Annotated in this window: 10 protein-coding genes; 5 read left to right on the plus strand and 5 right to left on the minus strand. The window is 60.5% G+C overall.

All coding sequences use genetic code 11. The features are described from left to right. Nucleotides 1-81: 81 nt before the first annotated feature. On the plus strand, nt 82-1,446 hold the full coding sequence (locus BLU63_RS30400) for an erythromycin esterase family protein (RefSeq protein WP_083377027.1): 1,365 nt from the start codon (nt 82-84) through the stop codon (nt 1,444-1,446). A 48-nt stretch (nt 1,447-1,494) separates the two neighbouring features. Here the strand turns inward: BLU63_RS30400 and BLU63_RS30405 are convergent, their stop codons facing one another. The 3 genes from BLU63_RS30405 to BLU63_RS33215 all read right to left on the minus strand — a co-directional run bounded on the left by BLU63_RS30405 (nt 1,495) and on the right by BLU63_RS33215 (nt 4,854). Next, the gene (locus BLU63_RS30405) at nt 1,495-1,947 is read right to left on the minus strand and encodes a hypothetical protein (protein ID WP_083377028.1); all 453 of its coding nucleotides are present in this window, start codon (nt 1,945-1,947) and stop codon (nt 1,495-1,497) included. A gap of 66 nt (nt 1,948-2,013) precedes the next feature. Continuing rightward, the gene (locus tag BLU63_RS30410) at nt 2,014-4,476 is read right to left on the minus strand and encodes a cation-translocating P-type ATPase (RefSeq protein WP_197678979.1); all 2,463 of its coding nucleotides are present in this window, start codon (nt 4,474-4,476) and stop codon (nt 2,014-2,016) included. A gap of 12 nt (nt 4,477-4,488) precedes the next feature. Continuing rightward, a complete protein-coding gene (locus BLU63_RS33215) occupies nt 4,489-4,854 on the minus strand; it encodes a cation-transporting P-type ATPase (RefSeq protein WP_197678980.1) in 366 nt (121 codons plus the stop codon). A 210-nt stretch (nt 4,855-5,064) separates the two neighbouring features. Between BLU63_RS33215 and BLU63_RS30415 the strand changes: the two genes are divergently transcribed. The 3 genes from BLU63_RS30415 to BLU63_RS30425 all read left to right on the plus strand — a co-directional run bounded on the left by BLU63_RS30415 (nt 5,065) and on the right by BLU63_RS30425 (nt 8,459). Beyond that, complete coding sequence (locus BLU63_RS30415) at nt 5,065-6,132, plus strand: ArsO family NAD(P)H-dependent flavin-containing monooxygenase (RefSeq protein WP_083377029.1); 1,068 nt, start codon at nt 5,065-5,067, stop codon at nt 6,130-6,132. Nucleotides 6,133-6,338: 206 nt separating this feature from the next. Next, on the plus strand, nt 6,339-7,832 hold the full coding sequence (gene arcD, locus BLU63_RS30420; protein WP_077749859.1) for an arginine-ornithine antiporter: 1,494 nt from the start codon (nt 6,339-6,341) through the stop codon (nt 7,830-7,832). An 84-nt stretch (nt 7,833-7,916) separates the two neighbouring features. Further along, nucleotides 7,917-8,459: an Hsp20/alpha crystallin family protein gene (locus BLU63_RS30425; RefSeq protein WP_010459321.1), complete on the plus strand. Its 543-nt coding sequence runs from the start codon at nt 7,917-7,919 to the stop codon at nt 8,457-8,459. Nucleotides 8,460-8,511: 52 nt separating this feature from the next. Here the strand turns inward: BLU63_RS30425 and BLU63_RS30430 are convergent, their stop codons facing one another. Together BLU63_RS30430 and BLU63_RS30435 are read right to left on the minus strand one after the other, a co-directional pair. Continuing rightward, nucleotides 8,512-9,900: an MBL fold metallo-hydrolase RNA specificity domain-containing protein gene (locus BLU63_RS30430; RefSeq protein ID WP_169857274.1), complete on the minus strand. Its 1,389-nt coding sequence runs from the start codon at nt 9,898-9,900 to the stop codon at nt 8,512-8,514. A gap of 96 nt (nt 9,901-9,996) precedes the next feature. Next, entirely contained in the window at nt 9,997-10,917 is a 921-nt protein-coding gene (locus BLU63_RS30435) for a universal stress protein (RefSeq protein WP_083377030.1), read from the minus strand. Nucleotides 10,918-11,220: 303 nt separating this feature from the next. Between BLU63_RS30435 and ftsH the strand changes: the two genes are divergently transcribed. Next, the gene (gene ftsH, locus BLU63_RS30440; RefSeq protein WP_010459316.1) at nt 11,221-13,065 is read left to right on the plus strand and encodes an ATP-dependent zinc metalloprotease FtsH; all 1,845 of its coding nucleotides are present in this window, start codon (nt 11,221-11,223) and stop codon (nt 13,063-13,065) included. Nucleotides 13,066-13,072: the final 7 nt, after the last annotated feature.

Genomic DNA, 13,072 nt, shown 5'->3' on the forward strand with positions numbered 1-13,072 from the left:
ATACCCACCAGACGATAAAGCATCTGATGGAAGACGCACGCCAGGCCTGTGGCAGTGACCTGACTCAAGGGGATAACCGTCATGAACACCCCCTCCCACGACTCGCCGGACAGGGATGGCTCTCCTCGACACATCGACGTGGCCACCATCGCACCGCTCCTGCGTCAATACGCAGAACCCCTGCCGACGCGGGACTCATCGACCTTTGGTGAAATGTTCGATCGCTACGCCGATGCCCGTGTCGTCATGATCGGTGAGGCCAGCCATGGCACCCGCGACTTCTATGAAACCCGGGCAGCGATCACCCAAAGGCTGATTGAACACCACGGGTTCAACATTGTGGCGGTGGAAGCCGACTGGCCGGACGCCGGCCATGTCGACCATTACGTCCGGGGCCTGGCCCGTTCGGCGTGGAAGCGTCACATTTTCAGCCGTTTTCCGACCTGGATGTGGCGCAATGCCGAGGTGAGGTCATTCGTCCACTGGCTGCATCAATTCAATCACTCACTCGCCCCTGAACGTCGTGTCGAATTCCGGGGCCTCGACATTTACAGCTTGCGCAACTCCATTCATGAAGTGCTGCGCTACCTGGACCAGGTCGACCCGCAGTTGGCACACGAAGCGCGGCGGCGTTATGGCTGCCTGACGCCGTGGCAGGATGATCCGGCGCTGTACGGTCACTTCGTCGAACGCGGCGGCCTGATGCCCTGCGAACAGCCGGTGGTCGAGCAACTCAACGCCATGCTGGCCAAACAACTGGCCGGGCTCGTCCGGGATGATGAAGGGTTCTTCAATGCGGCGCAAAACGCCCGGGTGGTGCAGGCAGCGGAGCAATACTACCGCGCGATTTATCGAGGCTCGACGGCCTCGTGGAATCTGCGCGACCGGCATATGTTCGACACCCTGCAGCGCCTGCTTGAGCATCGGGGGCCCCACGCCAAAGCCGTGGTCTGGGCGCACAACTCCCATATCGGCAATGCGGCCGCCACCGAAATGGGCTGGAAGGGCCAGTTCAATATCGGTCATCTATGCCGCAGTGCCTATGGTCGCGAGGTCGTGCTGATTGGCATGAGCACCGACCGGGGCCAGGTGGCGGCGGCCGATGACTGGGACGGCGACCTGCTCATCAAGGACATCAGGCCCTCGCACCCGGACAGCTGGGAGCATCAGTTTTTCAAAGCCGGCATTCCAGCGTCGTTGACCGACTGGCGAGACCCGCGCCGCAAAGAACTGCGTCGCGTCCTGAGCAAGCCATTGCTGGAGCGGGCCATCGGCGTGATTTATCGTCCTGAAACCGAGCGTCGCAGCCATTACTTCGAGGCGGCGCTGGCCGACCAGTTTGACGCAATGATCTGGATCGAACAGACCCGCCCCGTGACCGCACTGGCGCTGCCGAAAGGCCAGGCGATCGAACCGGAGGACGAGACCTTTCCGTTTGGTTTGTGAGGCGCAACAAGGTCGATGAAAGCGGCTCCCGTGCGAGGTGCCCCTTCTTCAAATGCTCAGGCGCTTGGCCAATTCAACACTGGGCACCCACAGCGCGTTGATGCAACTGTCCTCATCCTTTTCCGTCACCGGCTCAAGGGCCAACGGATCAAGCAGGCGCCAGTTGACCATCGCCATCCGCGCAATACCGTTTTTGTCGAGGAGCGAATTCGCCAGACATTCACACAAGGACTGAGGCAGGGCTCTTGTGAGGGAATCGATGTCGGCATTCTCAAGCTCGATCTCAAAACGCGCTGTGCACCTGTCTGCCAAGTCTTGCGCCGCCTGGGAGGCGAAGTGAGACACCGTAAAGTATCCCGCCGTCAGCCCCATCAGGATCGCCACCAGGAAGGTTGCCTCACGTTTCCAGGAACGGGGACCCGGCCAGCGCAACTGCCCGAGTGCCGTCCCTCTGCCTTGGGTCACGTGAACCCCGCTGCTGACGAGTTTGTTGTCTGTCATGACCGTATCTCTCGCCCATGTTTATCAAAACAATGACGCCGATCAGCAAATGCCGTTTGATCTTGATCAACTTGAGTGCAGTTGTGTCCTGTCTTCTCGTCTTGCACGGTGCCAATGCCTGCACAGCTTGCGCAGCTCGCTGAACCAGAAGACCAGGCTCGCCATTGCCAGACAAAGACCCCACTGGCTGAGCGTCAATGCACTCGTGCCGAACGCCTTGTTGAGTGGCGCCCAGTGCACCACTGCAATCTGCAAGACCATGGCCAGGACGATGGCGCCCCAGAGCCATCGATTGGCGAACAGACCGATAAACGCACTGGTTGATTCAGAGCGCGCGTTCAACGCGTTAAACAGCTGCGCCAAAACAAGGACGGTAAAAGCGCCCGTGCGTGCTTCCTCCAGCGACGCATCCCCCGGTATCAACCCTCCCGGCAGCATCCAGTCGACCGTTAACAAACTCGCCAATGCCATGACCAGCCCCACCTCGAACACCCCCACCCACATGCGTGTGTCGATGATTCGGTCCGAAGGCTTGCGCGGGCTGCGTGTCATGACATCCTCGCTATGCGGATCAAGGCCCATGGCGATGGCCGGTGCCGCATCCGTGATCAGGTTGATCCACAGAATCTGCGTGGCCAGCAGCGGCAGGATGATCCCGCCGTTCTCATCCACCAGGCCGATGACGCTGGCCCCCACAACGGCGAGAAACACCGTCAGCACCTCGCCCATATTGGAAGACAGCAAGTAACGAAGAAACTTGCGGATATTGTCCAGAATCCCGCGGCCTTCACGTACGGCCAATACGATGGTCGCGAAGTTATCATCGGCCAGGATCATTTTTCCCGCCTGCTTGGTCACCTCCGTTCCGGTGATGCCCATGGCAATGCCGATGTCGGCTGACTTCAGTGCCGGAGCGTCATTCACACCATCGCCGGTCATCGCCACCACATGCCCCTGCGCTTGCAGCGCATCGACAATCCGCAACTTATGCGAGGGCGCCACACGGGCATAGACCGAGGTCGACCGGACCGCCTCGGCCAGGGCCGCATCGTCCAGCTTATCCAGATCGGCCCCGGTCAACGCCCCGGCACCAGCCTGGATGATGCCCAGATCCTCGGCGATGCGCGCGGCCGTTCGCGGATGGTCACCGGTGATCATAATGATGCGGATGCCTGCCCGATGGGCTTCGGCAATGGCCGGCGCGACTTCTTCACGCGGCGGGTCACTGATGCCGACCGTACCGATGAAAACAAGGCCGGCCTCAAGGGGTTCACCGCTCGTGACCTCCTCGCCAGCGGCCAAGGGACGGTACGCCACGGAAAGCGTGCGCAATCCCACGCCCGACAACTCATTCACATCAGCCACGGCTTTTGCACGCAGGTCGTCGGTGAGTGGCACGACATCCATGCCGACCTGGACTTGTGTGCAATGCTGGAGGAGCACATCGGGCGCGCCCTTGCTGATCAGCAGTCGCTCGTCGTTGTGCTCATGATCGATGACCAGGGCCGACATCATTTTTCGATCAGAGGTAAAGGGTATTTCAGCCACACGCTCGAAGCGGTTCACGCTGCGTGCCGGCGCATCGAGCTTGCGCTCCGCCACCAGAAAGGCACCCTCGGTCGGATCGCCTTGAACCACCCAGGTGCCGTCTTCCTGCTGCGCCAGCACGGCATTGCCAGCCAGGCTGCCGCCGCGCAATAACAGCACGTTTTCGCTGTGCACCGGCCCCTCACTCAAGGGCAGGTCCTGGTGATGAATCTGCCCTTGCGGGGCGTAGCCGACACCGCTGACCACTCCTTTACCCGACGCAGTCATGGTTTGTTGGATGGTCATTTCGGAACGGGTCAGCGTGCCGGTCTTGTCGGTACAGATGACCGATGCAGACCCCAGGGTCTCCACTGAAGACAGTCGCTTGATGATGGCTTTGCTGCGCGCCATGCGCAGCATGCCGAAGGCGAGCACCAGTGACAGAACGGCAGGCAGCCCCTCTGGCACCGCCGCCACCGCCTGGGACACACCCAGCAGCAAAACCCGCAGCACATCGTCGACCGTCTGAATGTCAGTGAGCATCAGCACGGCCACGACGACCACCGTAGCGATCACCAGAACCGCAATGCCGAGCATCCGCCCTATGGCGCGCACTTCCTTTTGCAGAGGTGTGACCTCTTCGGGCGTGACATCCAGCAGATGAGCGATGGCCCCGACTTCAGTCGCCATACCGACCGCCGTGACCATGCCGACTCCCGTCCCCTGGGCGATGGCTGTGCCCTTGAAAATCATATTGGCGCGCTCTGCCAAAGGCACCTCGGTGCTTGAACACGCGGTATTTTTCGACACCGCTTCACTCTCTCCGGTCAGTGACGCTTCCAGTACACGCAATTCATTGGCCTGGATGAGGCGAGCATCGGCGCCCACCGAATCGCCCTCGGATAACACCAGCAGGTCACCGACCACCAGTTGCTGACTGGGGATTCGCGTCAGGGCCCCGTCGCGGATGACGGAAGAAGAGGTCTGGGTCAGGTTGGCCAACGCCGCAACAGCTCACTGTGAGCGGGTTTCCTGGAAAAACCCCAGCAACGCATTAGCCAGCACAATCAGCGTGATCACCAACGCATCGACCGGCCATTCCTGACGGTCCATCAGCAACCAGATGGCCAGGGTGATGCCCACCGCGACAAGCAGCAGGTACACCAGCGGATCTTGAAACTGCCGCAGAAGATAATGCCAGGCGGGCTTGACCGGTTGAGTCCGTAACTCATTGGGTCCGTCACGACTCAGGCGGGCCTGGGCTTGCGCGCTGGACAAACCCACGCGCAGATCAGCGTCCAGCTCGCGGACAAGCGTTTCGACGTCTTCGAGGTGGGGAGAAACGATACGGTGTTTACCACTCTCAACTGCGCGATTCATTTGATCCCCTTTTACAACGGAGCGTGCGCCGTTGATCCATTGATAGCGTAACGAACGCGAATGCACCGAAATGATAGGTGACGATAACCGGTTGAGTGCGTTGTGCAGCATGCCCTTAATCAGCCGCTGCATTAAACGCTTGAGCAACATCAACAAATAGCCGATCTGCATCGGGTATCTTGGCGTGACTTTGCGCCCTGAGGATTCGCCATGCCTTCTACCCCCACCGAAGTGGACGTCGCAATTATCGGCGGTGGCCAGTCCGCACTCGCCGTGGCTTACTTTCTGCGCCGAACAGGGCGTTCGTTTGTGATTATTGATGCCGAAGCCGGGCCGGGCGGCGCCTGGCGGCACGGTTGGCATTCCCTGCGCCTGTTTTCACCCTCGACCTGGAGCTCCATCGCCGGCTGGATGATGCCGCCGGTCACGGACGGCTACCCAAGCCGCGACAACGTCCTCGATTACCTGCGCGAGTATGAGCAACGCTACCAATTCCCTACCGCGCGGCCCTATTGGGTGAACGCTATTGAACGCAGGGATAATCGGCTGCTCGTCAAGACCGATAGCCTTAGCTGGCTGGCCCGCACGGTGGTTAGCGCGACGGGCACCTGGCGCCATCCCTTCCTGCCTCACTACCCCGGCAGTGAAACCTTTACCGGCCAACAAGTGCATTCGGCCCACTACGTCGACGCCAAGCCGTTTGCCGGCAAAAAAGTCCTGGTGGTGGGCGGCGGCAACTCCGGTGCCCAGATCCTCGCTGAAGTCTCGCAAGTGGCCGACGCCACCTGGGTCACGCCGCAGCCGCCACAGTTTCTCGCCGATGACGTCGATGGCCGAGTGCTGTTCGAACGCGCCACCGAACGCTGGAAAGCCCAACTCGCCGGCACCGTCATTGCACAACCGGTCGGTGGCTTGGGCGATATCGTAATGGTGCCGCCAGTCGCCGAAGCCCGGGAGCGCGGTGTATTGCACGCGGTTCGGCCGTTCCTGCGCTTTACCGACACTGGCGTGGAGTGGGCGGACGGCTCGCAAACGCCGGTCGACGCGGTGATCTGGTGCACCGGTTTCCGCCCTGCCCTCGGCTATCTGGGATCACTGGGCGTGTGCACCGCCGATGGGCGCGTGGCCGTCGAAGGCACGCATTCCATTCAAGAGCCGCGCTTGTGGCTGGTGGGCTATGGCGACTGGACCGGCGCCGCTTCCGCGACACTGATTGGCGTCACGCGCACAGCACGCAGCACCGTGGAAGAAATCGACAGATTTTTAACCGAACATTGAATCCAGGGGTGATCGCCGCGATGGGGCGATTCATCCCCCCAGGGGCCTTCGTTAATAACTCGCCGACGCCGGCAAAACTGTTTCCCCTGTCTCTGACTTAAATCAAAGACGGGCAGCCCATTCACGCCGACATTTAGAGCCAGCATTCGCACCAGCGCATTCGCGGTGAGTGCAGAGGACTTTCGTCTCGTCTCGTGGAGGCTGACATGGCTACCCAACTGCAAGGCACTCAACCGATCATCCCACCGACGGTCCCCCATCCGTTGGCGGGCAGCTTGCGAAAGGTCGAGCCCAAACGACTTTCCCTGAGTTTGCTGATCGCGCTGGTGGTCGGTTCGATGATCGGCAGCGGTATTTTCAGTCTGCCGCAGAACATGGCGGCCAGTGCCGGAGCCGGGGCGATTCTGATTGGCTGGCTGATTACCGGCGTCGGCATGTTGTCCCTGGCCCTGGTCTACCAGACCTTGTCCAACCGCCAGCCGGCCTTGGACAACGGCGTGTTTGCCTATGCCCGCGCCCTGGGCGGCGAATTCCTCGGCTTCAATTCCGCCTGGGGCTACTGGATCAGCGCCTGGATCGGCAACGTCAGTTACCTGGTGATTCTGTTCGCGGCGCTGAGCTACTTCTTCCCGCTGTTTGGTGAAGGCAATAACAAAGCGGCCATTGCCGGAGCGTCCGTGGTGCTGTGGTCGTTGCACTGGATGATCCTCAGGGGCATGCGCACCGCGGCGCGGGCCAACGCGTTGACGACGATCGCCAAAATTGTGCCGTTGCTGCTGTTTATCGGTTTGGTGATCGCGGCCTTTCAGAAAGAAACCTTCTCGGTCGACTTCTGGGGTTCGTCGGCACTGGGCAGCACGCTTGATCAAGTCAAAAGCACCATGCTGGTCACCGTGTGGGTGTTCATCGGGATCGAGGGCGCCAACGTGTTTTCCGCCCGAGCCGCAGAACGGGCCAACGTCGGTCGTGCCACGGTCATCGGTTTTGTCATCACCCTGTTGCTGCTGATCGCGGTGTCCCTGTTGTCGCTGGGCATTCTCAGACAGCCAGAACTGGCGGCGCTGAAAAACCCGTCGATGGCTGGCGTGCTTGAGGCGGCGGCCGGGCCATGGGGCGCGGTGCTGATCAGCATCGGCTTGATCATTTCGGTGGGCGGTGCCCTGCTCGCCTGGACGCTGCTGGCAGCCGAATCGGTGTTCACACCGGCCAAGGAAAACGTCATGCCGGGGACACTCGCCGTGGAGAACACCCAAGGCGTGCCGGCCCATGCGCTGTGGATCACCAACGGCTGCATTCAACTGTTCCTGTTGCTGACGCTGTATTCGAGCGCCACTTACCTCGCGCTGATTTCCCTGGCCACGTCGATGATTCTGCTGCCGTACCTGTTCAGCGGTCTGTACGCGCTGAAATTGACCTGGCAGGGCCAGACCTACGCCGGTCACAGGGGCCTGCAACTGCGCGACATGGCCATCGCCCTGGTCGCCACGCTGTATTGCACGTGGCTGCTGTATGCCGCCGGGCCTAAATACATGCTGCTCAGCGCGTTGCTTTACGCCCCCGGCTCGTTGATTTACCTGGTCACGATGAAGTCTCGCCAGGGCCAACCGCTCAGCGGCCCTGAAACCGGGCTGTTAATCATCATCTGGACGGCAGCCGCCTTTGCCGGGTGGATGCTGTGGTCCGGGACGCTGGCCTTGTAACGCAAGGGCCTGCTTAGTGTTTTCCGGGTGGAATGCAGCGAGGGATGTTCAGTCCACCCTTCAATCCCAAGAGGAGTATTGAAAATGAGCAATTCCGTGAAAAAAATGCCGATAAAGACTGAGGAAAAAGGGAATCAGCCCTCCGTCACGACAGACCTTTGGAGACCTCTGGAAAAACTCCGGCAGCAGGTCGATCAACTGTTCTCAGACTTTGGTCACGGCCGGGGGCTATCCCCCTTCAGTCGTGGGCTGTTCGATGTCGAGCCTTTATGGTCGCAGGAGTTGACGGTCCCCAGCCTGCCGGCCGTGGACATCACCGAGAAAGACAAAAGCTACGAAATCACCGCCGAACTGCCCGGCATGGATCAGAAAAACATTGAGATCAAACTGTCCAACGGCAGCCTGATCATCAAAGGGGAAAAGAAAGAAGACAAGGAGGAAAAACGCAAAGGCTATCACCTCAGTGAGCGCCATTACGGCTCCTTCGAACGGGTGTTCAGCTTGCCCAAAGGCGTCGATGCCGAGAAGATCGACGCGAGTTTCAGCAAAGGCGTGCTGAGCATCTCGCTGCCGAAAAAGCCTGACGCGATGAAAGCGGACAAAGTCGTGCCGATCAAGGGCGAGTAAGTCCCGAGCAGCCCTCGCCCCCTGGCCGGAAAACCGGCCAGGGGGCTTTTTATCAGGACGATGAACTTGAAGACGGATCGATGGGCGTGAGCTCGACGCTGTCACGGTACTCCGGCACCGACACCGACCAGCCCAGCTCCAGGCTGATGCGCCGGCGCAAGACATCCGAGGCATTGGGCTCGCCGTGCACCACATAGGTGTGTTTCGGCGGCCGCTTGAACCCGCGCAACCACTCGATGATCTCGTCGGCGTCGGCGTGCGCCGACAGGGTTTCCATCGGCACCACCTCGGCCCGGATTGGCACCTCCTTGCCGTGGATACGCACCGAAGGCGCACCGGCGATGATCTGCGCACCGCGGGTGCCGCCGGCCTGAAAGCCCGGGATCAGCAGGGTATTGAGCGGATTGGGCGCCAGCGCCTTGAGGTGGTGCAGCACCCGTCCTCCGGTCGCCATGCCGCTGGCGGCGATGATCACCGCCGGGGTGCGTTGCTGATCCAACTCGATCGAGTCACGGGTCGCCCGCACAAAATGCGTGCCCTGGCACATGCCTTCGCAGTCCTCCAGCGACAACCGGTGCTCACTGCGAAAACGCTGATACAAGCGCGTGACATCCGTCGCCATGGGGCTGTTGAGGTAGATCGGCAGGTCCGGGATCGCGTGCTGCTGTTTGAGTCGGTACAAGTGATACATCAACAACTGCGCTCGCCCGACCGCAAACGAGGGCACCAGGGTGATGCCATGGCGCAGCGCGGTGCGGGTGATGACCTCGGCCAGTTGTTTCTCTGGCGACTCTTCAGGATGACGACGGTCACCGTAGGTCGACTCTATGAGCAGGTAATCGGTCTGTTCGATGGTTTCCGGGGCGAACATCAACGGATCGTTCGGCCGCCCCAGGTCCCCGGAACACACCAGCGTGATGCCATCGGCGACGATTTCAACGGTCGCGGCGCCCAGGATATGCCCGGCCCCGCGCAACAGAATACTGAGCCCCGGAACAATCGTGACCCGGTGATGCAACTCAACCGGATGCAACAGCTTCAGTGCGCGTTCGGCGTCCTGCTCGGTATAAAGCGGCAACGCCGGGGCGTGTTTTGAAAAGCCGTGTCGATTGGCGAATTCGGCCTCTTCTTCCTGCAAGCGACCACTGTCTCGCAGCAGGATTTTGACCAGTTCACAGGTGGCGGGCGTGGCATACACCGGGCCGCGATAACCATTGCGCGCCAGCACCGGCAAGTAGCCGCTGTGATCCAGATGGGCATGGGTCAGCACGATGGCCTGGAGGTCGCGAACCGGCAGCTGGAAAGGGTCCCAGTTGTGCAAGCGCAGTTGCTTGTAGCCCTGGAACAATCCGCAATCGATCAGCACATGTTGATCGCGATGCTCCAGCAAGTACTTGCTGCCCGTGACGGTGCCCGCAGCACCAAGAAATGTCATTCGCATGGCCGTCTCCTTGAACATTCATGGAAGCGCTATTGATCGCTCCTTTCGGCTCAAGGGCTGTTGATTTTTATCAACTGTGGCGCAACGGGTAGCCGTTCAGTCGAGCCAGGGGCGTGGCTTGACGAACATCAAACTGCACGGTGCGCGGTTCAATACGCTCTCGGCGGTACTGCCGATGAACCGGTCAACCCCATGGCTATAGGCCGTCCCCAGCACCACCATGTCGAATGCGTGCCGTTTGGCGAACAACCCGATGACTTTGTGCGGAATGCCGGTCAGCAGGTGTCGGCGTTGCCTGTCGATGCCATAGCGTTCGGCAAGCGCCTCAAAGGCCTCTTCCTGCGCATCGTTGACCGCATCTCTGAGGCTGTCATTCAGACTCAGCGTCGGCACACTCATCGTTGCGTCGCCCACCACCGACCAGCTGCTGACGTTGAGCAGTTGCAAGGTTGAGCCACAGGAGGCCGCCAGCGTCGAGGCCAGGTCGAGAATCCGGTCGTTGAGACCTTGCGTCAGTTCCTCCAGATGGGACAGATCGATGACCGCAAGAATGTTCAACGGCTTGGGATTCCTGGCCTCGGTGACCAAATGCAAATGGGACGGGCAGTCGCGCAGCAACAGCCAGTCCAGTGGCCGATGGAACGCGCGGTCGAGTGCCGGTACATGGTGGGTGTCCTTGATCACCAGGTCCGGATGGAAATCGTTGACGTACTCAAGCACGTTCGCCCGGCTGGATTTGGCCCAGACCACTTCAGTGGTCACTTGCAACCCGATGCACCGCTGGAACCGGGCCTGCTGCTCCAGCCAGTGACGGTGCACTTGCAAATAGCCTTCCCGCGCCTGAGCCATCGCATCGTGGTCAAACAGTCCGGCAACCGCCAGCACCTGCACATAGTCGAAGGCAACGATGTGCAGCAAAGCACCGGTGGCACAGGCCAGTGCATGTGCGCGGTCGAATGCCGGGGTGCGGACCATCTCGGAAGGGGCAATCAATAAGATACGTTTGATATTCAGCATCACCTACCTCGTCCTGGGATCGACCTATTGCCTTACCGCAAACCCGATTCCTGTCGGCGTTTGTGCAGCTCTACAGGCTGATGGCGGCTGGAAAGCTGTTGTTTGAGTATCAGGCGTTATCCCGTGGTGGCTCTGATCTTTGTCAACTAATGGAAGGCTTTCGGCGGGCGTCCCCATCGACTTCGGGCGCACAGAAGCATTGTTGATTTAACTCAATGATTTTTTGTCGCTCAGGCGTAGAAAACACTGACCAGACTCACGGTTGCGCCATCCCCGCCGCGGCCCCTTCTCTGAGCCACGGCCATGAAAAAAACCCACCAATGGAACCTGTCTTACTTCGCCATCGCGTTTGTCGTGCTGACCCTCGTTCAGTTTTTGTTTATCGAACGGCGTGTGGTGCAGAGCATTCCGTACAGTCAGTTCCTGCAACTGCTGAGCGAACAGAAAGTCAGCGATTTGCGGATCGAGAAGGACCAGATCAGCGGCAAGCTTCAAGAGCCCATCGACGGACGCCTGCAGTTCTCGACGGTGCGGGTCGATCCAGCACTGGCGAGCGACCTCGCGCATTCAGGTGTCGGCTTTACCGGCATCAATGAAAATACTTTCCTGAGTGGCCTGCTGGGCTGGCTGTTGCCCTTTGTGCTGATCATGGTGGTCTGGCATTTCCTGTTTCGCGGGCTGGCGGAAAAACAAGGCATGGGCGGGCTGATGAGCATTGGCAAGTCCCGCGCCAAAGTGTTCGTCCAGCGCGATACCGGGGTGACCTTCGCCGATGTCGCCGGCATCGATGAAGCCAAGGCCGAACTGGTGGAAATCGTTTCATTCCTCAAGGACAAGGCCAAATACTCACGCCTGGGTGCGCACATTCCCAAGGGTACGTTGCTGGTCGGCCCGCCCGGCACTGGCAAGACGCTGGTGGCTAAAGCGATCGCCGGTGAAGCCGGTGTGCCGTTCTTCTCGATCTCGGGGTCTGAGTTCGTCGAAATGTTCGTCGGCGTCGGCGCCGCCCGCGTGCACGACTTGTTCGAACAGGCTCGGGAAGCGGCGCCCTGTATCATTTTCATCGACGAACTGGATGCCTTGGGCAAAATGCGTGGCGTCGGTGCATTTGGCGGCAATGATGAAAAAGAGCAAACCCTCAATCAGTTACTTGCCGAACTGGACGGATTCGACCCGCGTGAAGGCGTCGTTCTACTCGCCGCGACCAATCGCCCGGAAATTCTCGACCCCGCCCTGCTGCGAGCGGGTCGGATCGATCGCCAGCTGCTGATCGATCGCCCAGACCGCAAAGGCCGTCAGGCCATCCTCAAGGTTCATCTTCAAAAAATCGTCGTGGAGCCCACGCTGGACAGCGAGCAGATTGCCGACATCACCACGGGCTTCACGGGCGCTGACCTGGCCAACCTGGTCAACGAAGCGGCCATCGTCGCTACTCGCCGCGGCGCTGATGCGGTCAATCTTGCAGACTTCACCGCAGCGGTGGAACGCATTGTCGCCGGGGTCGAGCGCAAGAGCAGCGTGTTGCGTGCCGACGAGCGTCAGGTGGTGGCCTATCACGAGATGGGGCATGCCCTGGCCGCCAGCAGTCTGCCGGCCATGGACCCCGTGCATAAAGTCTCGATTGTGCCCCGGGCCATTGGCTCGCTGGGCTATACACTGCAGCGCCCCACTGAAGATCACTTCCTCATCAGCTGCCAGATGCTCAAGGACCGGATTGCCGTGCTGATGGCCGGTCGAGCCGCCGAATTCCTGGCGTATGGCCAGATCTCCACCGGCGCGGCCGACGACCTGGCCCGCGCCACCGATATTGCTCGTCAATTGCTCACCCGGTTTGGCATGAGCGCCGAACTAGGTCTGGCGGTGCTGGAGCGAAAAACGGCCACCTACCTTGGCGACAGCATGCAGGGCGTCAGTGAGAAAGACTATTCGGAACAAACCGCCAGGGAGATCGACCTGGGCATCCGTGCCCTGCTCGACGAAGCCTACACCCGAGCCAAAGCGTTGCTGCAGAGCCGCCGCACCGATCTGGACGCCGGGGCCCGTCTCTTGCTGGAGAAAGAAACCTTGACCCCTGAAGAGTTCCCCCCGCTTCAGCCCATGAAGCCGGTCCTGACACTCCCCCTCGCCGTGACACTGCGCGATCGCTAGAGGTTCG

This window comes from Pseudomonas mandelii, from assembly GCF_900106065.1.
GTDB lineage: Bacteria > Pseudomonadota > Gammaproteobacteria > Pseudomonadales > Pseudomonadaceae > Aquipseudomonas > Aquipseudomonas mandelii.